17 protein-coding genes are annotated in these 24,250 nt (G+C 72.1%); 6 read left to right on the top strand and 11 right to left on the bottom strand.

Annotated features, from left to right (window positions below):
* The first annotated feature begins 561 nt into the window (after positions 1–561).
* Positions 562–1,587 (top strand): AI-2E family transporter, encoded by a 1,026-nt coding sequence (locus tag AB0C33_RS05535; RefSeq protein ID WP_358283885.1) that lies wholly within the window; start codon positions 562–564, stop codon positions 1,585–1,587.
* On the opposite strand, the gene AB0C33_RS05530 is transcribed toward AB0C33_RS05535, so the two are convergent.
* The 4 genes from AB0C33_RS05530 to AB0C33_RS05515 form a co-directional block, all read right to left on the bottom strand.
* A complete protein-coding gene (locus AB0C33_RS05530) occupies positions 1,564–2,286 on the bottom strand; it encodes a helix-turn-helix transcriptional regulator (RefSeq protein WP_358283883.1) in 723 nt (240 codons plus the stop codon). The two genes, AB0C33_RS05535 and AB0C33_RS05530, sit on opposite strands and share 24 nt — an antisense overlap.
* Positions 2,287–2,322: 36 nt before the next feature.
* Positions 2,323–3,177, bottom strand: a complete 855-nt coding sequence (locus AB0C33_RS05525; RefSeq protein ID WP_358283881.1) for a hypothetical protein — start codon at positions 3,175–3,177, stop codon at positions 2,323–2,325.
* Positions 3,178–3,263: 86 nt separating this feature from the next.
* Positions 3,264–5,039, bottom strand: a complete 1,776-nt coding sequence (locus tag AB0C33_RS05520; protein WP_358283879.1) for a hypothetical protein — start codon at positions 5,037–5,039, stop codon at positions 3,264–3,266.
* A complete protein-coding gene (locus AB0C33_RS05515; protein WP_358283877.1) occupies positions 5,036–6,097 on the bottom strand; it encodes a MoxR family ATPase in 1,062 nt (353 codons plus the stop codon). The genes AB0C33_RS05520 and AB0C33_RS05515 overlap by 4 nt, the downstream gene beginning before the upstream one ends.
* 232 nt (positions 6,098–6,329) lie before the next feature.
* Between AB0C33_RS05515 and erm the strand changes: the two genes are divergently transcribed.
* Complete coding sequence (gene erm, locus AB0C33_RS05510; RefSeq protein WP_358283875.1) at positions 6,330–7,157, top strand: ErmE/ErmH/ErmO/ErmR family 23S rRNA (adenine(2058)-N(6))-methyltransferase; 828 nt, start codon at positions 6,330–6,332, stop codon at positions 7,155–7,157.
* On the opposite strand, the gene AB0C33_RS05505 is transcribed toward erm, so the two are convergent.
* Positions 7,143–8,486, bottom strand: coding sequence for a hypothetical protein (locus AB0C33_RS05505; RefSeq protein WP_358283873.1), 1,344 nt, complete (start codon positions 8,484–8,486; stop codon positions 7,143–7,145). The two genes, erm and AB0C33_RS05505, sit on opposite strands and share 15 nt — an antisense overlap.
* A gap of 117 nt (positions 8,487–8,603) precedes the next feature.
* Between AB0C33_RS05505 and AB0C33_RS05500 the strand changes: the two genes are divergently transcribed.
* Positions 8,604–10,190, top strand: a complete 1,587-nt coding sequence (locus tag AB0C33_RS05500; RefSeq protein ID WP_358283871.1) for a molybdopterin-dependent oxidoreductase — start codon at positions 8,604–8,606, stop codon at positions 10,188–10,190.
* Here the strand turns inward: AB0C33_RS05500 and AB0C33_RS05495 are convergent.
* From AB0C33_RS05495 to AB0C33_RS05475, 5 genes are all read right to left on the bottom strand, one after another.
* Positions 10,177–12,003, bottom strand: a complete 1,827-nt coding sequence (locus AB0C33_RS05495; protein WP_358283870.1) for a glycoside hydrolase family 18 protein — start codon at positions 12,001–12,003, stop codon at positions 10,177–10,179. The genes AB0C33_RS05500 and AB0C33_RS05495 overlap by 14 nt on opposite strands.
* Before the next feature lie 76 nt (positions 12,004–12,079).
* Positions 12,080–13,768: a carbohydrate-binding protein gene (locus AB0C33_RS05490; RefSeq protein ID WP_358283868.1), complete on the bottom strand. Its 1,689-nt coding sequence runs from the start codon at positions 13,766–13,768 to the stop codon at positions 12,080–12,082.
* Complete coding sequence (locus AB0C33_RS05485) at positions 13,765–15,585, bottom strand: glycosyl hydrolase family 18 protein (protein WP_358283867.1); 1,821 nt, start codon at positions 15,583–15,585, stop codon at positions 13,765–13,767. Before AB0C33_RS05485 ends, AB0C33_RS05490 begins: the two co-directional genes overlap by 4 nt.
* Before the next feature lie 502 nt (positions 15,586–16,087).
* Complete coding sequence (locus AB0C33_RS05480) at positions 16,088–17,917, bottom strand: M14 family zinc carboxypeptidase (RefSeq protein ID WP_358283865.1); 1,830 nt, start codon at positions 17,915–17,917, stop codon at positions 16,088–16,090.
* 73 nt (positions 17,918–17,990) lie between these two features.
* Complete coding sequence (locus tag AB0C33_RS05475) at positions 17,991–18,683, bottom strand: nitroreductase family protein (RefSeq protein WP_358283864.1); 693 nt, start codon at positions 18,681–18,683, stop codon at positions 17,991–17,993.
* A gap of 94 nt (positions 18,684–18,777) precedes the next feature.
* On the opposite strand from AB0C33_RS05475, the gene AB0C33_RS05470 reads away from it, so the two are divergent.
* From AB0C33_RS05470 to AB0C33_RS05460, 3 genes are read left to right on the top strand one after another with little or no spacing between them, the layout of a single operon-like run.
* Positions 18,778–19,254 carry an Lrp/AsnC family transcriptional regulator gene (locus AB0C33_RS05470; RefSeq protein ID WP_358283862.1) on the top strand — a complete coding sequence of 159 codons (477 nt, stop codon included), beginning with the start codon at positions 18,778–18,780 and terminating at the stop codon, positions 19,252–19,254.
* Positions 19,255–19,294: 40 nt separating this feature from the next.
* The gene (locus AB0C33_RS05465; protein WP_358283860.1) at positions 19,295–20,206 is read left to right on the top strand and encodes an ATP-binding cassette domain-containing protein; all 912 of its coding nucleotides are present in this window, start codon (positions 19,295–19,297) and stop codon (positions 20,204–20,206) included.
* A complete protein-coding gene (locus AB0C33_RS05460; RefSeq protein WP_352350427.1) occupies positions 20,203–20,964 on the top strand; it encodes an ABC transporter permease in 762 nt (253 codons plus the stop codon). The genes AB0C33_RS05465 and AB0C33_RS05460 overlap by 4 nt, the downstream gene beginning before the upstream one ends.
* Positions 20,965–20,997: 33 nt before the next feature.
* Here the strand turns inward: AB0C33_RS05460 and AB0C33_RS05455 are convergent, their stop codons facing one another.
* A complete protein-coding gene (locus AB0C33_RS05455; protein ID WP_358283858.1) occupies positions 20,998–24,237 on the bottom strand; it encodes a BTAD domain-containing putative transcriptional regulator in 3,240 nt (1,079 codons plus the stop codon).
* Positions 24,238–24,250: the final 13 nt, after the last annotated feature.

Genomic DNA, 24,250 nt, shown 5'->3' with positions numbered 1-24,250 from the left:
CGTTCGTCCTGAGCCAGGATCAAACTCTCCAAACAATGCTTGGAAAAGTGGTTGAACCCAACCAAAAAGGAATCCGTCCATCCGCCGAAGCAGACTTGGACGGGGTTATGCATGTGTTTCATGCACTGGCTTTTAACACACTGTTGAGTTCTCAAGAAACGGACGCGTACTTCCTCACCAGAACCCGTTCCCGGATCCCCGCTCAGAGGCGTTCATTTCGTCTTGCGTTCTTTCGTTGTGTCTTAATTCTTTCAGCCGTTCAAGTCTCTGTCAAATTGACCGGACTTGCTCGACCTGCTGGAATTAAGTCGCGCCCCGCTTCCGGGACAACCCCTCTAACTTACTCCCAAGCCTGACTCTTGTCGAATCGACCTTCCGTTGGACGCGAACGTCCGCCGGAGTGGCAGTGTCTGGAGGTGGCCCCCGAGTGAGGTCGGCGATCAACGCCTTCCTCGTGGGACTGGTGAACTCTATGTACGGTCCCCAGAACCGTCAAATCGGCGACCCGCCACGCGTCGGGAAGACATGGTGGGTAGGTATTCCGGCGTGCGAGATCAATCCGTGCCGAGAGCACTCATCCTCCTGGTGGGCATCGCCGGCGCGGTGATCGCTCTGTTCGGGCTGCGCGAGGTCAATTCCATCGTCGGGCCCGTCGTGCTGGCGCTCGTGCTGGTCATCGCCGTGGCGCCGGTGCGGAGCTGGCTGTCGGCGCGGCGGGCGCCCATCTGGGTGCAGGTCGCCGTGCCGTTCCTGATCGTGGTGCTGGTGCTGCTCGGCATGGTGGGGATCCTGACGATCTCCGTCACCCAGCTCGCCTCGCTGCTGCCGACGTACGCCAAACAGTTCGAGGAGCTGCTGGCGGCGTCGCAACACTGGGCCGGCACCCACGGTCTGGGCAACGACGTGCTGGCCAAGGCGGTGCAGGCGTTCGATCCCGGCCGGATGCTGGGGCTGGCGCAGAGCCTGCTCGGGAGCCTGATCGGCGTGCTGTCGAGCCTGTTCCTGATCGTGGTGCTGTTGCTGGCGATGTGCCTCGACGCGCCGGTGACGGCGCGGATCCTCACCGCCGGCGAGGGGAACCGGCCGCAGCTGGTGACGGCGCTGGCGACGTTCGCGCACAAGACGCGGCGGTATCTCATCGTCTCGACCGTCTTCGGGCTGATCGACGCGGTTCTCGACGTCATCGTGCTGTCGTTGCTGGACGTGCCGTTGCCGCTGTTGTGGGGGGTGCTGGCGTTGATCGCCAACTACATCCCGAACATCGGGTTCGTCATCGGGCTGCTGCCGCCCGCCCTGCTGGCCCTCCTGCACGGCGGCGTCAAGACGATGGTGCTGGTCGTCGTGGCCTACATCGTCATCAACGTGGTCACGCAGTCGTTCATCATGCCGAAGTTCCTGGGGGACGCGGTGGGGCTCTCGACCACGATGACGTTCCTGTCGCTGATCGTGTGGACGTTCATGCTGGGGCCGCTCGGCGCGATCCTGGCGATCCCGCTCAGCCTGCTGGCGCGGGCGGTGCTGATCGACAGCGACCCGAGCGCGAAGTGGGTGCAGGCGCTGGTGTCAGGGAAGATGCCGGACGGGTGAGAGCAGGCGGCCCAGCGGGACGCCGCTCAGCCGTTTCACGTCGTGGGACAGGTGGGCCTGGTCGGCGTAGCCGGCGCGGACCGCCGCCTCCGCCGCCGGCACGCCTGCGCGGGCCAGGGTGAGCGCGCGCTGGAAGCGGACGACGCGCTGGAGGGTCTTGGGCGAGTAGCCGAAGGAGGCGACGCTACGGCGGTGGAGCTGGCGTTCGCTGAGGCCGATGGCCCAGGCGACGTCGCGCACGTTGCGGCCCATGCGCAGCGCCCCGGCGATGGCGGGCGCGGCCGGGTCGGGGGCGGGGGTCTCGCGCAGGCGGGTCAGGACGGCGGCGCGCATGGCCGCGAGCCGCGCCGCCGGGTCGGGCGCGAGGGGCGCGTCGGACAGCAGCGGGGACGCGACGGCGAGGGCGGGCAGGGCGGCGAGCGGGACGCGGCGGTCGCGCAGTTCGTGGACCGGGACGCCGAAGACGGCGCCCGCCGCGCCGGGCTTGAAGCGGATGCCGACGTAGGCGTCGCCCGCCGCCATCGGGGTGGGCACCGGGCCGGTGTCGGGGCCGGCCACGAAGAGGCCGCCGGGCCCCCAGACGAGGTCGAGACAGGCGTCGGGCACCACGAGCTGCGTGGTGTCGCCCTCGCTGACCTGCTGCCACACGCAGGCGACACGGCCGGAGAGAGCGTCGCCGGGGTGCCGTTCCGCGTACATGCCTCCAACGTACGCGACCCCGCCGACAGAATCCGTTCAGGCGGGCAGGCGGCCGTACGCGCGCAGGGTCTGCAGGCGTGCCACGGTCAGGTAGCCCCCCCATTCGTGGGCGACCAGCGGGGTCCAGGTGTTCCAGTTCGGCTGCCAGCCGCCTTCCGGGGACTGGGCGGCGGCCATGGCGTCCAGGTGGGGGTCGAGGGTGGCGGCGTCGAAGAGGGGCAGGGCCGACGGCGCGGGCGCGAAGTCGAGGGGGTGGTGGACCGCGCCTTCGGCGTGCGGGTCGAAGGTGACCGTGGCCAGGACGGCCTCGCGCAGCCGGTCGAACTCGGCGACCGCGCGCTCCCGGTCGGGGACGTGTTCGAGGAACACGAGCAGGGCGCGGGCCTCGTACGGAGTGGTCCGCGTGAGCTGGGCGACGCGCGACCAGCAGAAGTCGGTGGCGGGCCCGAGCCAGGGGTGGGTGACGCCGTGCTTGTGCAGCAGCCCGGCGAGCGCGGCGGTGGGGTTGAGGTCGCCGGGCGGGTCGTCGGGGGCCTGCCACCAGGGCGCACGCGGCGTGTCGCGGACGGACGGCAGCACGAACGGCACCCCGCCCCCGGCGGCCGTGATGCCCGCCAGGTAGTCGCAGGCGGCGGCGACCATCGGCGAGTCGAAGGCGTCGAGCTCGTCGAGGATCCAGAAGGCGACCTCGACCGGTTGCGGCTGGCTGCCGGCGCCGCGCAGGTCGGGCTCCAGGGCGTTGCCGAAGCCGCCGTCGGCGTTCTGGTAGCAGCGCAGGGCGTCGAGGACGCGGGCGCGGGAACCGCCCGCGAACAGCGCCTCGAATCTCAGTCTGTCGATGAGCCTGCCGTGGAGTCGCAGGAACTGTGCCGCTCGGTCGAGTGTGTCCATGTCCGCTTCCGTAGAGAGAGCCGTGTCCTGCGACGCTACCGCCGGGGGCGCGGACGGCTCTTGTCGGAATCGGACGCGTCGGCGGGTCACTTCATGAAGAAGACCGGGCCGCGCGGCCGGAAGGGCAGCGGCGCGCCCTGGGGCACCAGGAAGGCGTGCTCGCGGCGGATGCGCAGCACGTCGCACTGCCCGTCGGTGATCAGCAGGATGGGGCCGTCGGGCGGGAAGTCGTCGGCGCGTTCGAGCAGCTTGACGCCGGGCTGGAGGATCGTGCCGCCGCGGCCGCGCACCCTGACCCGGCCGGCGATCTCCTCGACCGGCAGGTAGCCGGCGTCGTAGGCGGTGGCGTCGCAGAAGACGACCCTGGCCCGGGGCACGTCGCGGGCGGCGGCGTAGGAGGCGATGGCTCCGAGTGCCTTGCCGAGCAGCTTGACGTCCATGGAGCCGGAGGTGTCGAGGACGACGCCGAACGTCTTCCTGCGGACGACCTCCTCGGGCCGTACCCGGCCGGGGCGCGGGATGCCGGGGCTGGCGGCCTGGCGGCGGGAGGCGCGGGCGTACGAGCGGCGCGACTCCTCGGGCCGGAAGTGCTCGTCGAACCAGCGGGCGAGCTGGGCGTCCCAGGGCAGGGGCGGCTGTTCGAGCGCGCGGATCTCCTGTTCGAGCCCGGCGGGCAGCAGGCCGCGTCCGCTGGAGTGGTGGTAGGCCAGGCCGGTGCACAGGGCGTTGCGGTAGTAGTCGTCGAGTTCGACGTGGCCGCGGGCCTGTCGTGCCGGGCGGTCGAGCACGTCGCCCATGCCCCGGCCGCGCAGGGTGGCCAGCTTGCGCATGCGCCGCAGGTCGCCGGCGATCTGGTCGTAGACGGCCTCGGCGGACAGCGTGCCGAGCGACTGGTCGAACAGCAGCCCTTCGGGCATCTCGCCGACGCCCATCTCGACCAGCCAGCCGTTGATCACGTAGTCGCAGGCGACGTTCCACAGGTACGGGTCGCGCATGCCGGCTCGTTCGCCGTGCCGCAGGGCGGCGTGCAGCATCTCGTGGGCGAGCACGAAACGCCATTCGTGCTCGGTGTGCGTGGCCAGCGGGTTGACGTAGATCTCGGCCGCCTCGGCGCTGACGGCGGCGATCGAGATGTCCCAGGCCCTGGCCAGCTCGGCGTCCGCGACGATCTTCATGCCCGCCGCCAGCGCGCCGAGCAGCGGGTACGACGACATGAACCAGCGCAGGGCGCCGTCCCAGGGGCCCTTGACGTGGCCTTCGGCGGGGGTGCGCGGCGCGCCGGCCCGGTCGAGCGCGGACGTGGCGGACCAGGCGACGCCGATCGCGAAGCCGCGCTGGAAGTCGAAGTGCTCGGCGTCCTCCTCGGTGCCGATATGGAAGTCGGCCGGGCCGAGCGGCTGGAACGGGGGCGGGACGCCGGCCTTGCGCCACCGTTCGGAGAGCGTCACCTCGTCCTCCTCGGGCAGTTCGGCGGGCAGCGGCGCGGGGCAGTGTCCGATCTTGACGGTGCGCAGGAATCGGTCGACCGCCAGGCAGCAGGCCGCGTGGTAGGCCGGGTCGGGCAGGTCGCCGTCGACGTCCTTGGGGGCGCAGGCGCGCGGGTCGGCGTGGCCGAAGCCCAGGTGGAGCAGCAGGTGGGCGAAGACCCATGCCCACTCCTCGGCGGGGGCGCGGCGCTTGGGGTGGAAGGTGACGTCGCTGTCCTCGCTGACGACGGCCCACGTCTCGGGCGGCAGCCGGCCGTCGGCCGCCTCCAGCAGGGTGCCGTGCAGGCCGGCGAACAGCGGGTGGCGGTTGACGGCGGCCCAGCCGTTCATGACCTCGGCCCGCCAGGGGTCGGCCTTGGGCTTGCGGCGGCTCACGAGCGGGCCGCCATGAGCCGGGGCACGTCCCTGCCGATCTCGACGAGGAACCAGGTGGGCAGCGCGGGCGCGCCGTCGGCGTCGTTGGCGATGACGAGCTGGGCGCATTCGAGGGAGATCTCGGCCAGCTCGACGAGCAGTGTCTTGGCGCGGAAGCCGAGGTCGCGGCCGCGGGCCGAGGCGCCGCGCTTGTCGGCGGGCAGCTCCTTGATCAGGCGGGCGCGGAAGGTCTCGGCCAGGAAGTAGAGCAGGTCGCGCTCCTCGGGGCGGCGCGGCCAGGGCGCCTCGCCCTTGAGCACGGCGTCGAGGTCGTAGGCGTGCCGGACGGTCCTGACGTAGGCGCGGAAGGCGGAGGCGTGGGCGGTGGTCAGGGTGCCGAAGGCGAGCATCGCGAGGGTCTCGTCGCCGACGTCGTCGCCGTAGGAGGTGAGCACGTCGGAGAGCATGTGCCAGGCGCGCGGCGAGGAGAACGGCTCCTCGGTCTTGGGCGGCGGGCTCCAGAGGTGGTCGGGGCGCTGGACGAGGTAGTCGACGATCCAGGGGTGGATGCCGCTGGACGCCGCCCACTTCAGCCAGTCGTCGGCCGAGGCGCGCAGGTGCACGTGGACCAGGCGGTTGATCAGGGCCGAGGCCATCGGGCGGGCCAGCGCGTTGTCGGTGGCCCGGTTGCCGGCGCCGATCACGACCGAGCCGGCGGGCAGCTCGTACGTGCCGATGCGGCGGTCGAGGATCAGTGAGTAGAACGCCTTCTGCACCTCGGGCGCGGAGGCGTTGAGCTCGTCGAGGAACAGGCAGTAGGGCTCGTCGCGGGCGATGGACTCCGGCGGCGCGAACCGGCTGCGCCCGCCGACCAGCTCGGGCACGCCGATCAGGTCTTCGGGGGCGAGCTGGGTGCCGAGCAGGGTCACGCAGTCGAGGCCGAGGGAGCCGGCGAACTCGCGCACCAGCGAGCTCTTGCCGATGCCGGGCGCGCCCCACAGGAAGACCGGGCGGACCACGGCGACGTGCAGCAGCACCTCCGGAAGCTGCGCCGGGGTGACGGTGACCGTTGCCTGCATGCGTCCAAGGGTGACGAACCGGGCGTGCCCGCGCATCACATTTAATCGTTTGCCCTGGTGGCGCCGTCCGGCCTACTGTCGGCGCCATGTGTTCCATGTTCTGCACCGTGTTCATCCGCATCCGCCGCGGCCGGGCTCTGGCCCGCTAGCGGACGGCTGACACCGCGCGTCCGCCGGCGCGCCCGGGGCCCTTCGAGACCTGTTCATCTCGAGGACCCGAAAGGGCAGTGCTGTGGCGCAGAACTTCGCGCACGGAAACTATTCACACACCCAGAAGAACGTCAGGAACGGCGGCGGCGGTCGCACGCCCGCGGACCGGCTCAGGCGCGAGCTCTCGCAGAACTTCCTGGCCGACCGGCATGCCGTGGAGCTGATGGTCAAGGCGGCGGCGCCGGAGGGGCTGGTGCTCGAACCCGGCTCGGGGCCGGGCGTGCTCACGCTGGCGCTGGCCGAGGCCGGGGCGCAGGTGATCGGCTACGAGCTCGATCCCCGGCTCGCCGGGCGGCTGGCCTCGCGTACGCGCGACGATCCGCGGATCGAGGTGGTCAGGGGTGACTTCACGGTCGCGCGGGCGCCGCGTGAGCCGTTCGCGGTCGTGGGCAACATCCCGTACTCGATCACGTCGAGGATCGTCGACTGGTGCCTGCGGGCGCGGGAGCTGACCTCGGCGACGCTGCTCACCCAGCGGGAGTACGCGCGCAAGCGCACCGGCGACTACGGCCGGTGGAGCCTGGTCACGGTGTCGTCGTGGCCGTGGTTCGACTGGCGGCTCGGCAACACGATCGGCAGGGAGAGCTTCCGTCCCGTGCCGTCGGTGGACTCGGCGATCCTGCGCGTGCGACGGCGGCCCGAACCGCTGGTGAGCGACCGCGGGAGCTACCTGGAGCTGGTCGAGCTGGGCTTCGGCGGGGTCGGCGGCTCGGTGCGCGCCTCCCTGCGCCCGCGCTACCGGGGGGTGGACGCGGCGCTCGGCGAGGCGGGCGTGCCCCGCGACGCCGTCGTGGGGCACGTGCACCCGGACCAGTGGGTGCGCCTGTGGCGACGGCTAGAGCGCCGTTGAGGCGACCTTCGGCGGGACGGCGGCGACTCTGTCCTGGGCCGTCGACACGCGACGGGCCCAGGGCATCGCCAGCAGCAGCACCGGCAGCAGCACGATGGAGGCCCGTGACCAGTCGCGGTGGAGGTACCACCAGTCGTTGACGCTGAACTGCGTCATGTACAGGTAGCCGAAGGCGGCCCAGAAGGAGGTGCCGATGATGGCCGGCCAGGCCCACCTGGTCGGCCTGGCCACCAGGAACGGCATGAACCACAGCAGGTACTGGGCGCCGAGGCGGGGCGTCACGACCATGAAGATCAGCAGGATGGCCGTGGTCAGGTCGATCGGGTCGGCCCGCCGCCACAGCAGCAGGACGCCGACGACGCTGATGTAGATGAGCTTCGTGCCGAACGAGGCCAGCCCCGGCATCAGGGCCCAGTCGCCGCCGGTGAACCACGGGGTGTAACCCCATTCGCCGACGATCGGACGGATGTCCTGGATGGTACGGATGACGGCCGGGATCTCGTCGAGCGTGGTGCCCGCGAAGATCGGCGAGGTGACCAGGAAGAACACCGGGACGATGCCCGTCATGACGAGCGCGGCGATCCTGGCCCGCAGGTGGGGCAGGAGCAGCAGCATGCCGGGGATCAGCCAGATCGGCCAGCTCTTGGCGCACAGCGCGAGGCCCATGAGCAGCCCGGCCAGCATGGCGCGCCGCAGGTCGGCGCGGTCGTCGGAGCCGGGCATGAGGGCGCGGCGCAGCGTGGCGACAGGGCGGCGCGCCACGGCGCCGAGGACGGCGGCGTCGATGGCCACGCCGGGACGGTCGGGTGCGCCGGGCCCGCGGGCCACCACGAACGCGGCCACGCCGAACACGAGCGCGACCGGCTCGACCTGGCCGTGGACGCTGGCGATGAGCACGGCCAGCGGGTTGAACGCGTACTGGAGGGCGCGCAGGGACGCCTTGGGGCCGCCGGCCAGCTTGCCGACCAGCGGGATCAGCACGATGTCGGCGACGACGGTGACCAGGCGGCCGGCGTACTCCCACGGGATGCCGAGCCACAGCAGGATGCCGTAGACGTAGGGGATGGTCGGCAGGAAGTGCCAGCCGCCCTCGCTGGCCAGCACCGGGTCCTTGCCCTGCAGCACCGCCTCGCCGGCGGGCTTGAAGCTCTCCATGAAGTCCACGGGTTGCCATGAGTCGATCGCCGAGGTGTACATGATCAGCACGCGGACTGCGATGCCGACGAGCACGGCGACGTAGAGGGGCGGACGCCAGTCGCGCCACTGCGCGACGAGGGCGAGGACGACACCGGTGACGAGGACGACCCCCGTGAGAACTGCGTAATCCATGGCGGCCCCTAGCCTGCCGTAACAATCTGAGTGCCGCCACCTGGGCTTCCAATTCTTATCCCCGACATGCGGACACGTAACGCGATAGAACATGACTGTCTGTGTTGAACTTTTTCCATGGGGGGATCGCAGGTCAACCAGGCACTGGTCAGGCTCTATTTCGAGGTGAGGGACGGGGTCCGTGACCCGGTCGCGGCCTGGGCGAAACTCACAGGCAACTCTCAGGTCTACCAGGCGCGGCGCGGGGAGCGGCGCGTGCCGCTGGACGACGCCACGGCGGCCGAGCTGGCGGCGGCGGCGATCGTGCACACGGCGTCGGAGCACGGCGCGGACCGGGTGGCGGCGCTGGCGACGTCGCCGCTGGCGGGCGTGGTGGACGGGCTGGGCGGCGCGCTGCTGACCGAGCATCCGTGCGCGTCGGAGCAGGTGCTCGGGCCGCGGTTCACGGGGCCGGGGGCCGAGGACTGGGCGCGGGCGGCGTACGTGCTGCTGTGGGGGGAGAACAACCGGCTGGCCCGGACGGCGGACACGCCCTGGGTGATCGCCGGGCGGTACAAGGGCCAGAAGGTGGTGGCGATCGGCACCCATCCGACCCGGTTGTCGGACGAGACGCTGGTCGTGCGGCCGGGCACGGACGGCGCGCTGGCGATGGCGATGGGGCACGTGCTGCTGAAGGAGTTCTTCCTGGACCGGCCGCCGTTCGCCGCGCACGCGATGGAGCGGACGGACCTGCCGTTCCTGGTGCGGCTGCGCGAGCGCGAGGACGCGTACGTGCCGGGCGGGCTGCTCGGCCGGGCCTGCGACCGGCTCAGCGTGTACGGCGGCGAGGCGGTGCAGGTGCTGCTGCCGCGCTTCGACTTCGGGCCGGGCGTGCTGCGGCGCGGCGTGCCGGTCGTCAGGGACGGCGGCGAGCTGGTGACCACGGTGTTCGACCTGCTGCTGGCCGCCTACGGCGTGGCGCGGGAGGGGCTGCCGGGGGTGTGGCCGCAGGGGTACGGGGACCGGGAGCCGTACACGCCGGGCTGGCAGGAGATCTACACGGGGGTGGCCGCCTCGCGGACCGTGAAGACGGCGCGGGAGCTGGGCGTGACGGCGGAGAAGACCGGCGGGCGGTGCATGATCGTGCCGGGCCGGCTGGAGACGCCGCACGCCGACACCGCCTACCGGGCGATGCTGGCGCTGCTGGTGCTGACCGGGTGCGGCAGCGGGTGGGCGCAGCCGGCGGGCGGCGCGGGGATCCCGCTGGTGCCGTACCTGTGCCTGCACGCCTGCGGGGAGGACCGCGCCGACGTGGGCGCGCTGAGCTGGGCCCTGTGCGAGGGCCTGTTCGCGCGCCGCACGTCGCGGTCGGTGCTGCTGGAGGCGGTGCGCGACGGGTGGCCGATGGCTCCCTCGCCGCGCGTGCTGGCCATCCCCCGGCCGATCTACCCGCTGCCGCCGGAGGTCGACCTGCTCATCGGCCCCGACGAGCAGTGCGACCTCGCGCCGCCGGACGCGGGCCTGGTGGCCGAGGCGGTGGCCCGGCTGGCCGGGCGGACGTCCCGGGCGGACCCGGACGGCACTCCGGCGGACGGGCGCATGCGCCTGATGGTCGACCACGCCTGGATGCACGAGTACGGCGAGGCGCTGCCGACCTACCGTCCGCCGGGGTTGGGGGTGCCGCTCAAGCCCACCCAGCTCGTCCGGCCGTTCACAGGCCGTTGAGGTAGGCCCGGTGGCTCCTTGAGAACTCGAAGGCGTTGTACCTGTCCCAGTTGATCGACCAGGTCATCAGGCCGCGCAGGTTCGGGTAGACGCCGCGGGGCCGGTAGCTGCCGCAGTTGCTGCCCTTGGCCAGGCAGTCGAACGCCTTCTGGACCTCGGCGACGGTGGTGAACCCGTTGCCCGCGTTGGGCGAGGCGGGCAGGCCGATGGCCACCTGGTCCTGGCGCAGCGGCGGGAACACGTTGTTCGGGTTGCCCATGATCGGGAAGCCGGCCAGCAGCATGTCCGTCATGGCGACGTGGAAGTCGTGGCCGCCCATCGTGTGGTACTGGTTGTCCAGGCCGGTGATCGGGCCGGAGTTGTAGTCCTGCACGTGCAGCAGGGTCAGGTCGTCGCGCAAGGCGTGGATGACCGGCAGGTAGGAGGCGGCCCTGCTGTCGGCCGAGCCGTTCGGGCCGGGGCCGTAGAACTGGTAGCCGAGCTGCACGAAGAACGTCTCGGGCGCCATGGTGAGCACGAACTTGGCGCCGTAGCGGCTCTTGAGCGCGCGCAGCGCGGAGATCAGGTTGACGACGACGGGCGTGGTGGGGCCGGCCAGGTTCGTGTCGCCCTGGTTGAGGTAGAGGGAGTGGCCCTCGAAGTCCACGTCGAGGCCGTCCAGGCCGTACCTGTCGATGATGGCCGCGACCGACTCGACGAACTTGTCCCTGGCGGCCGTGGTGGTGAGCTGCACCTGGCCGTTCTGGCCGCCGATGGAGATGAGCACCTTCTTGCCCTGGGCCTGCTTGGCCTTGATGGCGGCGACGAAGTCCGCCTCGGGTTCGACGTTCGGGCACTCGGCGACCGGGCACTGGCGGAAGCGGATGTCGCCGGAGGTGACCGAGGTGGGCTCGCCGAAGGCGAGGTTGATGACGTCCCATTCGGCGGGCACGTCGGCCATGCGGATGTAGCCGGAGCCGTTGGCGAAGGAGGCGTGCAGGTAGCCGACCAGGACGCGTTTGGGCAGTCCGCCTCCCCCGCCGCCGCCCGCGGTCGTGGTGCCGGTGGCCTCGGCGGTGTAGGGCGAGCAGTTGCCGGCGGCGTCGCAGGCGCGGACCTTGAAGCGGTAGGAGGTGGAGGCGGCCAGGCCGGTGGCGGTGTGGCTGGTGGCGGTCACGGCGACCGGGGCGCCGCCGTCGCGGGAGACCTCGTACCGGTCCACGCCGACGTTGTCGGTGGCGGCCGACCAGGTGGCGGTGAGCGAGCTGCTGGTCGCGCCGCCCACGGTCAGGTTGCCGGGGACGGTGGGAGCCTGGGTGTCGCCGCCGCCTCCGCCGCCGGGCGCGCCGTCCAGGACGACGTCGTCGGCGAGGTAGGCGCTCTGGCCGTACCAGGAGTTGAGGTAGATGGTCACGGACGTGGTGGCGGCGCCGGTGGTGAACGTGGTGCGCAGCTGCGTCCAGGCCGAGCCGGGCGAGCCCCACGTCTGGGGGTCGGTGCCGCCGGTGCCGGTCGCGCCGAGGAAGACGTAGCCGCCCTGCACCCAGGCCGACAGCGTGTACGACGACGACGGCTGCACCTTGATCTGCTGCTGGCAGCGGGCGAGGTCGGCCCCGGCCGGGGTGGCCTTGAGCGCCTTCGTCCCGCCGTGGACGGGCGAGGTGACGGCCGCGGCCCCGGCGGAGGAGCTGCAGGTCCAGCCGGTCAGCCCGTCCTCGAAGCCGGGGTTGGACAGGATGTTCGCGGCGGCGGCCGGGGTGGCGTGCAGGACGGTGAGTCCCAGTGCGGCCAGGGCCGTGGCCGCCAGTCCGCGCAGTGTCGTGCGGGGTCTCATGCGGGTCCTTTCGGGGGGTGCGGACCGCGCGCCGGTGCGGCCCGCCACCGCGGGGGTGGCGGGCCGCCTCAGCGGGTCAGAAGCCAGCGGTGATCTTGGTGAACTCCCAGTTGTCCTGGGCGATGCCACTGCAGTTCTCCGCGACGCCGCCGCCGGGGCAGGGGCGGTCGCGGTTGACCGACCAGAAGGCGAGCCTGGTCAGGCCGTGGGAGTTGGCGTAGTCGCGGATCTGGGTCCAGGTGCTCTGGTTGGTGAGCTCCTGCTGGTCGGACAGGCCGTTCATGCCGGAGATGCCCATGTGGGCGTACGCCTGGGCGTCGGTCCAGCCCTGGGCGGTCTTCAGGGCGTTCTTGAGCCCTTCGGCCGCGTTGACGGTGTTCTGGTACATGTTGGCGCCGCCGCCGAAGTCGAACGGCATGATCGTGTAGTTGTCGATCGGCACCGCCAGTTCCTTGGCGCGGTTGATCAGGCGGGTGCCGTAGTAGGTCGGGCCGGTGGTCGCGGTGCCGAAGGTGACGGCGATCTTGACGTTCGGGTTGGCCGCCTTGACGATCTTGAGGGCGTTCAGGATGCGGTCCTGGACGGTCAGGTTCTCGAACTCGTCGGTGTTCTCGATGTCGAAGTCCACCACGGCCGGGCCGACGGCGTTGATGACCTTCTGCACCGCACCGGCGAACAGTTCGGGCGTGGAGCAGTTCGGGCCGAGCTTGTTGCCCTGCCAGCCGCCGAAGGACACCTGCACGCTGCCGCCGGCCGCCTTGATGGCCGAGATGGCCTGCGCGTCCTGGCCGCCGGTCAGCGGGCGCTGCCCGTCCCACGCCGGGTTGCAGCCGTTGCTGGCCAGGATGAAGGCCATCGTGAACGACTTGATGCCGGTCGCGCTCATCACCGTGGTGGGAGAGGGCGGGTCGCCCCAGCCGGTGTAGAGGTAGGGGGCGCCGGGCATCTTGCCGCCGGTCGGGCAGCCGGTCGTGGTCGCCGAGACGTCACGCCCGGCCGACTCGCCCACCGAGTTGTACGCCTTGACGGTGTAGGTGTGGCTCTGGCACGCGCTCAGCCCGGAGATCGTCGTGCTGGTCCCGGTGACCTCGGCCTTCTGGGTCGCGCCCTCGTAGACGCGGTACCCGGTCACCGTGCCGGAGGAGGCGCCCCACGACAGCGCGATGCTGGTGTCGGTCACGGTCGTGGTGACCGTGCCGGGCTGGCCGGGCGCGCCGGTGCCGCCGGGGGTGGTCACGCTGAGCGCGTTGCTGACGCCGGACAGGTTCCCCGCGGCGTCGCGGGCCCGGACGGTGTAGCTGTAGGTGGTCGAGGCCGTCAGCCCGTTGTCGGTGTACGTCGTGCCGGTCGCGGTGCCGACCTGGGTGCCGCCGCGGTAGACGTTGTAGCCGGTCACGCCGACGTTGTCGGTGGAGGCGTCCCAGGCCAGGCCGGCGCTGGTGGCGGTGACGGTGGTCGAGCGCAGGTTGCCGGGCACCGACGGCGGGGTGGGGTCGCCTCCGCCGCTGCCCTGCTTCCACAGCGCGGGCACGTTCGGCGGCTCCCAGCCGGGCTGGGAGGTGTGACCCTGGAGGGCCACGTAGTCCACGCCGTTGTAGGTGACGGCGGCGCCGGTGGCGTAGGCGGTCCACGGCGCCCAGGCGGCGGCCAGCTGCTGCTGGGCGGCGGCGCCGTAGGCGGTGGGGACGCCCGTGGCCAGGCCGGCCCCGGTGAGGGCGATGGCCAGGCCGGCCACCGAGCTGATCAGTCTGCTGCGTAATCTCATGGCATTCCCTGAAGGTGCGGCTTGACGGTCTTGGAGAAGGACCAGTTGTTGCTGGCGTCCCAGTTGATGGACCAGGTCATCGCGCCCCGGATGTCCGGGTAGGCGCGGGGCGGCACGAAGGATCCGCAACTGGTGCGCTTGGCCAGGCAGTCGAGCGCCTGGTTGACGAGGGAGGGCGAGACGACGCCGCCGCCCGCGGCCCCGGGCCCGGCCGGCAGGCCCAGTGCCACCTGGTCGGGGCGCAGGCCGTTCTCCAGCTGGATGCAGGCCAGGGCGGTCATGAAGTTGACCGTCCCCTGCGAGTACGCCGCGGACTGGTCGCAGCCGAGCATGGAGCCCGAGTTGTAGTACTGCATGTTGACGACCGTGAGGATGTCCTTGATGTTCAGGGCGAGCTTGAAGTACTCCATCCCGGTCGACTGCATGTCGATGGTCTGCGGGGCCATCATGATGATCAGTCCGCTGCCGGCCTTCGCGCGCAGCGACCGCAGGGCCTGGCCCATGTAGGTGGCGTTGAGGCCGTTCTCCAGGTCGATGTCCACGCCGTCGAAGCCGTAGCTCTGCATCAGCGCGTACACCGTGTCGGCGAACTTCGTGGCGGCCGCGCCGCTGGAGACCTGCACGCGGCCGGCCTCGCCGCCGACCGACAGGATGACCTTCTTGCCGCGCTGGTGCAGGGCCTGCACGTCGGCCTTGAACTGGGCGTCGGTGTAGCCGCCGAGCGCGGTGGAAAGGCCCGGGTCGACCGAGAAGACGACCTCGCCCGCGGTGGAGGTGGCCTCGCCGAAGGCGACGGCGACGACGTCGTACTCGTTGGGCACGGCCGACAGCTTGAGCTCGGTCGCGGCGTTGACGAAGTTGTGCCAGTAGCCGGTCAGGAAGTGCTTGGGCAGCGGGTCGGTGGTGCAGCCCGGGGTGGTGAAGGTCGCGGGGTCGCTGGGCGGGCCGTCGCCGGCCGCGTTGGAGGCGGTGACCGTGACCGAGTACGAGGTGCAGGCGGTCAGGCCGGTGAGGGTGTGGGAGGTGCCGGTCACCGTGGCGACCTGGGAGCCATTGAGGCGGACCTGGTAGCCGGTGGCGCCGTTGACCGCCGGCCAGCCGAGCGTGGCGCCCGTCTGGGACGTGCCGGTCACGGTGATCGGGCCGGCCTTGCCGGGCACGCCGGTGCCGCAGCCCGTGGTGGTCGCGGTCACGGCGTCGCCGGCGGCCGACTCGCCCGCCGAGTTGTACGCCTTGACGGTGTAGGTGTGGCTCTGGCACGTCCCGAGGCCGGAGATCGTCGCCGTGGTGCCGGTGACGGTGGCCTTGACGGCGCCGCCTTCGTAGACGCGGTAGCCGGTCACCGTGCCCGTGGAGGCGCCCCAGGACAGGGCGATGCTGGTGTCGGTGCTGGTCGCGGTGGCCGTGCCGGGCTTGCCGGGGACCTCGACGGTCGTGCCGCCGCAGGAGGAGCCGTTCAGCGTGCAGCCGGTGATGCCGGGGAAGTTGCCGGGGGCGCCGTTGAAGCCGAAGCTCGTGCTCGCCCCGGCCGCCAGCGGTCCCGCCCAGCTCGGCGCGGTGAACGTGTAGTGCTGGCCGCTCCTGGTCAGGACCGCGTCCCAGGCGGACGGGATGGAGAACCCGGCCGGCACGTCGAACTGCACGTTCCAGGCCAGGGGGGCGGTGGTGCCGTTGACGACGGTGACCTTGCCCTCGAAGCCGGACCCCCAGTCGGCGACCTTGACGAAGGTCGCGGTGGCGGCGGCGGCGTGGGCGGGCAGGGCCAGGAGACTCAGTGCGAGGGTCGCGAGCGCTAAGAAGATCGCGCGAAATCTCACTGTCGATTTCCGTTCTTCTGGCGTGCCGTACGGCTTGCACCGGGGGGTGAGAGCGCAAGCCGTACGGCACGGGCCCGTGGAGGTGAGACACGGGCCTTTTCGGGGGGTGTCGGCGCAGGCCGGTGGAAAAGCGAGGCGCGCGCGGAGCTTGCAGCGGCAGTCAGGGCCGGTGCGTCCGGCCGGGCCGCGTGACCGCTCCAGCGGCTGGGAAGAGGTGGGGGGTGTGCACGCCCGCAGCGCCGGGGGCGTGGCAAAGGGGGTCGTTCGGGCGGATGTCTCCGCAGCTCAGCAGCGAGTCATGCGGGCGGCGAGCGAGTCATGGGCCATCCGATCCATGATTTCTTTTAGGAAAGTTTCCTAAGAGTTGTCGCGATCGTAGCCTTGACACCCTGTGCTTACAAGACCCAATCACGTGACGGCCCGTGACGTGCCGAAACGCGGCGGCAACGGCGGCGCCCCCTCGCCCGGACCGGGGTCCGGGCGAGGGGGCGCGGTGGTCGGGTCAGGGCTGCTGGGTGATCTTGACGTCGTCCACGCCCGCCTCCACCAGGGAGGCCCCGGAGGCGTCGGCCGCGTCGATGAGGATGCGGACCGTCTGGCCCGCGTAGGCGGTCAGGTCGGCCGTCGCCACGGCCCAGGCGCCGTTGCGGTTCGTGGCCGCGCCGGCCTGCTGGAACACGGTGGTCGTGGTGCCGCCGACCACGCGGACCCGGAAGTAGTCCGCGCTGGAGGCGTTGGAGCCGTGCGCCAGGTACCACGACAGCGACAGGCTCAGCGTGCCCGTCGAGGGCAGCGTGATCGGCGGCGACTGGATCGAGCTGACGCCGCCGTCGAGGTCGTAGTCACCGGCCGCGGCGCCCGCCAGGCGGCCGGTCACCAGGTCGTTCGTGCCGCTGGCCGTGGTGCCGAGCTGCTTGGCGCCCGAGGAGGTGGTCGCCTCGGGGTCGCCGCGCTCCCACGCGCCCGTGGTGGCGGTGTCGGCGCCGGACGGGTTCGCCGTCCAGCCGGTCGCCGTCTCGAACGTGTCGGACCAGACCGTCACCGGCGGCGTGCCGGTGCCGCAGTACTGCGACTCCTTGCCGATGATCCGGTAGACGCAGTCGGAGTACTCCAGGAAGCGCAGCACGGCCTCCTTGTTGCGGGTGGTCTGCGGGACGATCTGCTCGTCCGGCGGGTAGAAGCCGGGGCTCGCGCCGACCGGGTACATCTCGAACGTGAAGCTGAAGATCTTGTACTGGCCCCACATCCAGTCGTCGATCGTGCCGTCGGTGATGTAGAGGTCGCTGGACTGCTCGGGCGTGTAGCCGTTGGTGCCGGCCATGTTCTGACCAAGGGTGGCGTGGGCGTCCCGGTCGTCCTGGGTCAGGCCGGGGGCGGTGTCGTTGTAGGTGTAGCCGTAGGGCCACAGGACCAGCTCGCTGTAGGTGTGCCAGTCGAGGTTCGTCCTGATCTGCTGCACGCCGCCGACGACCCGGCTGCGCACCCAGTCGGCCGCCGCCTTGACCTCGGGGGCCGACTCGGCGCTCGCGCCGCGGTAGGTCTCGCTGGAGGTCGAGCCCGAGGAGCCGCCGCAGCAGCCCCACTGGTAGGCCCAGTTGCGGTTGAGGTCGGTGCCGACCGCCGAGGAGCCGGAGTTCGGCTGCCGGTTCTTGCGCCAGGAACGGTAGGTGCCGCTGGCGATGTCGTACTCGCCGCCGTCCGGGTTGAGGTCCGGCATGATCCAGATCTCACGGGTGTTGACCAGGTTCGTGATCCTGGCGTCGGTGCCGTAGTTGTCGGCCAGCAGGTGCATGATGTACAGCGCCATCTCGACCGTGAGGTGCTCGCGGGCGTGCTGGTGGGCGGTGAACAGCACCTCGGGCTCGGCCTCGTCCGTGCCCACGTTGTCGCTGATCTTGACCAGGCGCATCGGCCGGCCCTCGTACGAGGTGCCGAACGTGCTCTGGCTCATGATCCCCGGATGGGCCGCGACCATGGTGTTGATCTCGGCCGTCATCTCCGCGTAGTTGTGGTAGCCGGAGTCCGACGGCGGGAAGTCGAACGTCCCGACGGCGTCCGGCGGCGCCGGGCGCGGGGCCTCCGTCACCCGGTAGCCGAGCCGCCTGATGGCCGCGATCTCCGCTCCCGTGGCGGTGACCAGCACCGAGTCCGCCTGCACGTCCTCGATGGCGGCGCCCGTCGCCGCCACGGCGCTGCGCTGCCGCGCGTCGGCCGGGCCGGAGACCCGGTACTGCTTGTTCGCCGGTGGTTCCGCGCCGGCCCCGGCGCCGGTCATGCCGGTCAGGCTGACCATGCCCAGGACCGCCAGCAGGATGAGTAATCGGCGTTTCACCTCGTCCTCCTCGCCCGCGCGGGACTGGGGGGTTTGACCCGCGCCTGAACTGAGAGTGAAGACGATGGGTGCCCTAGGAAAGGCCCAATTTTCCGTCGAACCGGATCAGGGCCTCTTCCAGCGGTTTCCTGGCGAGGTCAGGCACCTCGGCGTCGGGGGCGGCGTACCCGACGGGGAACAGGATGTAGGGCCGCTCGTTGGCCGGGCGTCCGCAGATCTCGCTGAGGAAGGCCATCGGGTTGGGGGTGTGGGTGAGCGTGGACAGGCCCATGGCGTGCAGGGCGGTGATGAACAGGCCGCAGGCGATGCCCACGCTCTCGTTGACGTAGTAGTGCTTGACCTTGCGGCCGCCGGGGCGCATGCCGTACTTCTCGGCGAAGCACACCACCAGCCACGGCACGACCTCCAGGTAGCCCTTGTCGGAGGTCGTCTCCAGCGGGGCCAGCGCCTCCCGCCACTCCTGCGGCAGCCTGCCGCCCTCGTAGTTGCGGCGTTCCTCCTCCTCGGCTGCCTCGCGGATGCGCCGCTTGACCTCCGGGTCGCCGATCACCACGAACTTCCACGGCTGCTGGTGCGCGCCCGACGGCGCGGTGTTGGCCGCCCGCACGGCCAGCTCGACGCAACGGTACGGCACCGGCTCGTCGCTGAAGAAGCGCACGCTGCGCCGCCGGTCGGCCAGCGCGTGGAACTCCTCCCCGCGCTTGATCATCTCGTCGGCGTCGTAACGTTCGGGCCGGTAGGGGACGAACGGAAACTGGTGCTCCATAAGATCCGCAGTCTCGGCACGACCGGCGGGTCTGACAACACCGCGCGCCGTATGCTGCCGATCTGACAGCCGAATCGGCTTTTGGGAGGCGAATATGCCGGCACGTCGCCGCGGGCTCGACGATCTAGACCTGCGCGTCCTGCGCCTGGTCGCCGACCGGCCGCGCAGCGGGCTGCTGGAGATCGCCCGGCTGCTCGGGGTGGCGCGGGGGACCGTACAGGCCAGGCTGGACCGGATGGCCGCGGACCGCGTGATCATCGACTACGGCCCGAACCTGTCCCCCGCCGCGCTCGGCTACCCGGTGCAGGCGTTCACCACCCTGGAGGTCGAGCAGGCCGCCCGCGAGCACATCTCCAGAACCCTGGAGTCCATCCCCGAGCTGCTCGAAGCCTGCATCGTGACCGGTCCTGGCGACGTCTGGTGCCGCGTCGCGGGGCGCGACAACGAGCACGTGCAGCGGGTGATCGACCGGATGCTGACGATCCCCGGCGTGCGCCGGAGCACCACCGTCATCGCGCTGTCGACCGTCGTGCCGCACCGGGTGCTGCCGCTGGCGGCGGCTGACAGGTAGGTGCCAGGCCGCTGCCAGCGCCCTCCGCGACCGTAGGGGCATGACATACGCGATCGAAGCGGAAGGGCTCGTCAAGCGGTACGGCGACAAGACCGCGCTGGACGGCGTCGGCCTGCGGGTCAGGACCGGCACCGTGCTCGGCGTGCTCGGCCCCAACGGCGCGGGCAAGACCACCGCCGTCCGCATCCTGGCCACCCTCGCCGCCCCCGACGCCGGCCACGCCACGGTCGGCGGGCACGACGTCGTCACCCAGGCCCGCCGGGTCCGCGAGCTGATCGGCCTGACCGGCCAGTACGCCTCGGTCGACGAGAAGCTGACCGGCACCCAGAACCTCGTGCTCGTCGGCCGCCTGCTCGGCCTGTCCAGGGCGGCCGCCAGAACCAGGGCCGCCGAGCTGCTGGCCAGGTTCGGCCTGGAGGAGGCGGCGGGCCGGGCGGCGGCCGGCTACTCGGGCGGCATGCGCCGCCGGCTGGACCTGGCGGTCAGCCTGGTCAGCCGGCCCCGGATCCTGTTCCTCGACGAGCCGACGACCGGCCTCGACCCGCGGGCCCGCGGCGACCTGTGGGACGTGGTCAGGGAACTGGTCGCGGACGGGGTGACGGTCCTGCTGACCACCCAGTACCTGGAGGAGGCCGACCAGCTCGCCGACGACCTGCTCGTCATCGACCGCGGCCGGGTGGCGGCGAGCGGCACGCCTGCCGAGCTCAAGTCGCTGGCCGGCGGCCACCGGCTGGACGTCCGGCCGCTGCACGCCGCCGACCTGGAGAAGGCCGGCTCGATCCTCGGCGCCACGGCCGTGGACGGGCTGCTCAGCGTGCCCGTGCACGACCTGGCCGCGCCGCCCGACCTGCTGAGGCGGCTGGACGACGCCGGGATCGTGCTAGCCGAGCACGCCCTGCGCCTGCCCTCACTCGACGACGTCTTCCGCACACTCACCGGAGCAAGCTCATGACCACCGCGCTCTCCCAAGGGCTGACGCTCGCCTGGCGCAGCCTGATCCCGTTGAAGAACAACCCCGGCCAGCTCGCCGGGCTGCTGCTCCAGCCCGTCTTCATGATCGTCATCTTCGTCTACCTGTTCGGCGGGGCGGCCGGCGGCGACCGGGCGGGGGCGGTGTCGTACATGCTGCCCGGTGTGCTCGTCCAGGTCGCGCTGATGGCGACGATCACGACGGGCATGAACCTGGCCACCGACATCGGCAACGGCGTGTTCGACCGGTTCAGGACGATGCCGATCGCCAGGTCGGCGCCGCTGGCCGGGCGCATCATGGCCGACCTGCTGACCCTGCTGATCACCATCGCCATGTCGCTGGCCGTGGGGTACGCCGTCGGCTTCCGCGTGCGGACCGATCCGCTGAGCGCGCTGGCCGGGATCGGCCTGGTGCTGCTCATGGTGACGGCGCTGAGCTGGGGGTCGGCCTGGATCGGGCTGGTGGCCAAGTCGGTCGCCTCGATGCAGGGCATCGCGACCGCCGTGCTGCTGCCGCTCACGTTCGGCAGCAGCGCCTTCATCCCCGCCACCGACCTGCCGGGCTGGCTGACCTGGTGGATGGGCGTCAACCCGGTCTCGCACCTGGCCGGCGCGCTGCGCGGGCTCCTGGTGGGCGGCCTGGCGGCGTCCGACGTGTGGATCACGCTCGGCTGGGCCGCCGCGCTGCTCGCCCTCTTCGCCCCCTTCGCCCTTCGTGCCTACAACAGGAAAGTGCGGTGACCGCGCCCTTCTACGTGGTGCCGCCGCGCCCTCCTACGTGGTGCCGCCGGCCATCGCGTAGAGCTCGTCCGGCGGCAGGGCGGCGCCCTCGGCGAAACGGCGGTCGAAGAGCTCGTCGCCGAGCGCCTTCCTGGCCGCCGCGTGTCCCTCCAGGGTGTCGGGCGAGGTGTCCTGGGGGACGACCGCCGACGCCCCGCCGAACAGCACCGCCGCCCGTTCCTGGTCGCCCGCGGCCTGCGCCGCCAGCGCGAACCCGGCCAGCGTCATCGACAGCAGCGGCCGGTCCGGGCTGACTTCGCCGAGGACGTCGAGCGCCTGGCGGTGCCGGGCCAGCGCGGCGTCCAGGTCGCCGGCGCGGGCCAGGGCCCGGCCGTAGGAGATCAGGTACACCGCCGTGATCTGCGGCACCCGGGGAGCCGCGGCCACGACGCCGTCCATGTCCCGGTAGATCGCCAGACTGCCGGCCAGGTCGCCGCGCCGCTCCTGGTACGCGGCCTCGCCCAGGCCGAGCAGCACCAGCGTCCACGGCGACGTCTCCTCGCCCACCCGGGACCTGGCCATGGCGAGATCGGCGCCCGCGCCGTCCAGGTCGTCCACCCGCAGGCGGAGCTGGGCGAGCCGGATCAGGGTGGAGATCGACTCGTCGTCGCTGATCCATTCGCTGGTCAGCGACCTGGTCTCGGCGATCAGGTCGTCGGTGCCTGCGCCGCGCTCGGCCCGCAGGTCGGCCAGGCCCAGCAGCGCCTCGCTCAGCCCCCAGCGGTCGCCGAGCCGCCGGAAGCCCTCGACCGCCCGTTCCAGCTCCCGCTCCCGCTCTCCCCCCGACCGCATCCGGCCGCCGATCATCAGGGCGGCGGACGACAACCACAGGTCGTCGCTGCCGGCGTAGTCGCCGATCAGCGCGGCCGCCCGCTCGTCCTGCCCGGCCGCCGCGGCCATGACGACCCTGCTGATCAGCAGCAGCGGGTGCACCGGCCCCTCCCGAGCCGCCCGCTCCACCAGCTCCTCCATCCGGGCCGACAGCTCCAGCATGGCCGCGCGGTCGTTGCTGATCGTCCCGAACACGTCGACGCCGTAGGCGAACATGCAGGACGTGTACGCCTCCGCGAGCCCCGGCGGCGGCGTGTCCCCGGCCAGGTCGAGCGCCTGCCTGGCCCAGGCCGCGCTCTCGCGGCGGTAGCCGCACATCCACCAGTACCAGTTGAGCGCCCCGCACAGCCGCAGCGCGGGCCCGGCGTCCCGCCGGTCGATCAGCCAGCGCAGCGCCGCCGCGAAGTCGTCGCGTTCCGCCGCCAGCCGTTCGATCCACTCCACCTGGGTGGCGGTGCGCAGCTCGGGCACCGCGCGTTCGGCCAGGTCGAGCAGGTGGCGGGCGTGCCGGTCGCGGTACTCGACGGTCTCGTCCGCCTCGGCCAGGCGTTCCAGGGCGTAGGCGCGGATGGTCTCCAGCATCGAGTAGCGGCCTTCGGGCGACAGGCGCACCAGGGACTTGTCGGCCAGCGCGCCGAGGACGTCGGCCGTGCCGCCGCACACCTCCTCGACGGCCTCCAGGGACGCGCCGCCGGCGAACACGCCGAACCGCCTGGCCAGCACGCGTTCCCGCTCGTCGAGCAGGTCCCAGCTCCACTCCACGACCGCCCGCAGCGTCTGCTGGCGCGGCAGCGCGGTACGGCTGCCGCCGTCGAGCAGCCTGAACCTGTCGTCCAGCCGGTCGGCGAGCTGGCGCGGGGTCATCGTGCGCAGCCGGGCGGCGGCCAGCTCGATGGCCAGCGGCATGCCGTCGAGCCTGCGGCAGAGCGCGACCACGGCCGCCGCGTTGCCCTCGTCCACGGCGAACGACGGCCGGGCCGCCGCCGCCCGGTCGACCAGCAGCCGCACCGACGGGTAGGCCGCCGCCTCGGCGGGTCCGGCGCCCGCCGGCGGCGGTTCGAGCGGCGGGAGGGGCAGCAGCCGCTCGCCCGGCACGTTGAGCGGCTCCCTGCTGGTGGCCAGCACGCGCAGCTCGGGGCACTCGTCGAGCAGCCGCTCGACCAGCACGGCCGCGGCCGTCACCACGTGCTCGCAGTTGTCCAGCACGACCAGCGCGGGCCGCTCGCCCAGCGCCTCGGCGACCTGCTCGACCACGTCCTTGGCCGCCTCGGGCGGGCGGTAGCCGGGGCGGTCGTCGCGCAGGCCGAGGGCGTCGAGCACGGCTCCGGACACGCCGGCCGGGTCACTGACCGAACCCAGCTCCACCATCCACGCCACGACCTCCCGCCGACCGCCGGGCTCGCCTGCCGTCCGAGGTGTGGAGGGTCCGGCGGCCGCCCGGAGGGCGGCCTCGGTGCGGGGTTCGGTGGACAGCTGAAGGGCCGCCTCGGTGCGCGGTTCGGTGGACAGCTGGAGGGCCGCCTCGGTGCGCGGTTCGGTGGACAGCTGGAGGGCCGCCTCGGTCGCCAGTCTGGTCTTGCCGGCGCCGCCGGGGCCCACGAGCGTGACGAGCCGGTCGTGGCGGAGCAGGCCGGTGAGCCGTCCGAGCTCGGCCTCCCGGCCGATGAAGCTGGTGCGCGGCTTGCGTACGTTGCCCTTCGGCCGGCTTCTGGGCCACGCGACCGGAGGCGGCTCCGCCGACAACACGGCCAGGTGCGCGGCCCGCAGCTCGGCGCCGGGATCGACGCCCAGCTCGTCGGCCAGCCGGTGACGGGTGCGTTCGAACAGCTCCAGCGCCTCGGCCTGCCGTCCGGACGCGGCCAGCCCGCGCATGGCCAGCCCGACCAGCCGCTCGCGCAACGGGTGCGCCGTCACCTCGGCGGCGAGCTCGACCGGCCGCCCCGCCGCCAGCAGGCGCTCGGCCCTGGCCTCGACCGCCGCCAGCCGCTCCTGCTCCAGCGCGGTCGCCGCGTCCGCCAGGTACGGGACCGACGTGAGATCCGCCAGCGCCGCCCCACGCCACAACGCCAGCGCCCGGTCCGCGTCCTCGCCGGCCAGCCGCCGGAACTCCAGCGCGTCCACCTGCTCGGCGGGGAGCGCGAGGGCGTACCCGGCGGGGCGGCTGTCGATCACCTCGTCCGGCCTGAGCGCCGCCCGCAGCCGTCTGACCAGCGTCTGCAGCGCGTTGGCCGCGTTGGCGGGCGGCTCCTGCGGCCAGAGCACGTCGATCAGCCGCTCCGCCGTGACCGTACGGCCCGCTTCGAGCGCCAGCACGGCCAGCAGCGCCCGCAGCCGGAGACCGCCGACCACGACCGCTCCCCCGTCGCCCTCGACCTCCAACGGCCCCAGGATGGATATCCGCATCCATCACATCCTG

It is taken from the genome of Nonomuraea sp. NPDC048881 (genome assembly GCF_040649795.1).
Taxonomy (GTDB): Bacteria; Actinomycetota; Actinomycetes; order Streptosporangiales; family Streptosporangiaceae; genus Nonomuraea.
The sequence above is the reverse complement of the archived record's forward strand: the minus strand, read 5'-3'. Positions and strand labels throughout refer to the sequence as shown.

What these genes read in the sequence shown, in the direction of transcription:
- AB0C33_RS05530 (WP_358283883.1), bottom strand. Translation starts at nt 2,286, where the DNA reads ATGTACGCGGAACGGCACCCCGGCGACGCTCTCTCCGGCCGTGTCGCC.
- AB0C33_RS05525 (WP_358283881.1), bottom strand. Translation starts at nt 3,177, where the DNA reads ATGGACACACTCGACCGAGCGGCACAGTTCCTGCGACTCCACGGCAGG.
- AB0C33_RS05515 (WP_358283877.1), bottom strand. Translation starts at nt 6,097, where the DNA reads ATGCAGGCAACGGTCACCGTCACCCCGGCGCAGCTTCCGGAGGTGCTG.
- AB0C33_RS05505 (WP_358283873.1), bottom strand. Translation starts at nt 8,486, where the DNA reads ATGGATTACGCAGTTCTCACGGGGGTCGTCCTCGTCACCGGTGTCGTC.
- AB0C33_RS05500 (WP_358283871.1), top strand. Translation starts at nt 8,604, where the DNA reads ATGGGGGGATCGCAGGTCAACCAGGCACTGGTCAGGCTCTATTTCGAG.
- AB0C33_RS05495 (WP_358283870.1), bottom strand. Translation starts at nt 12,003, where the DNA reads ATGAGACCCCGCACGACACTGCGCGGACTGGCGGCCACGGCCCTGGCC.
- AB0C33_RS05490 (WP_358283868.1), bottom strand. Translation starts at nt 13,768, where the DNA reads ATGAGATTACGCAGCAGACTGATCAGCTCGGTGGCCGGCCTGGCCATC.
- AB0C33_RS05475 (WP_358283864.1), bottom strand. Translation starts at nt 18,683, where the DNA reads ATGGAGCACCAGTTTCCGTTCGTCCCCTACCGGCCCGAACGTTACGAC.
- AB0C33_RS05470 (WP_358283862.1), top strand. Translation starts at nt 18,778, where the DNA reads ATGCCGGCACGTCGCCGCGGGCTCGACGATCTAGACCTGCGCGTCCTG.
- AB0C33_RS05465 (WP_358283860.1), top strand. Translation starts at nt 19,295, where the DNA reads ATGACATACGCGATCGAAGCGGAAGGGCTCGTCAAGCGGTACGGCGAC.
- AB0C33_RS05460 (WP_352350427.1), top strand. Translation starts at nt 20,203, where the DNA reads ATGACCACCGCGCTCTCCCAAGGGCTGACGCTCGCCTGGCGCAGCCTG.
- AB0C33_RS05455 (WP_358283858.1), bottom strand. Translation starts at nt 24,237, where the DNA reads ATGCGGATATCCATCCTGGGGCCGTTGGAGGTCGAGGGCGACGGGGGA.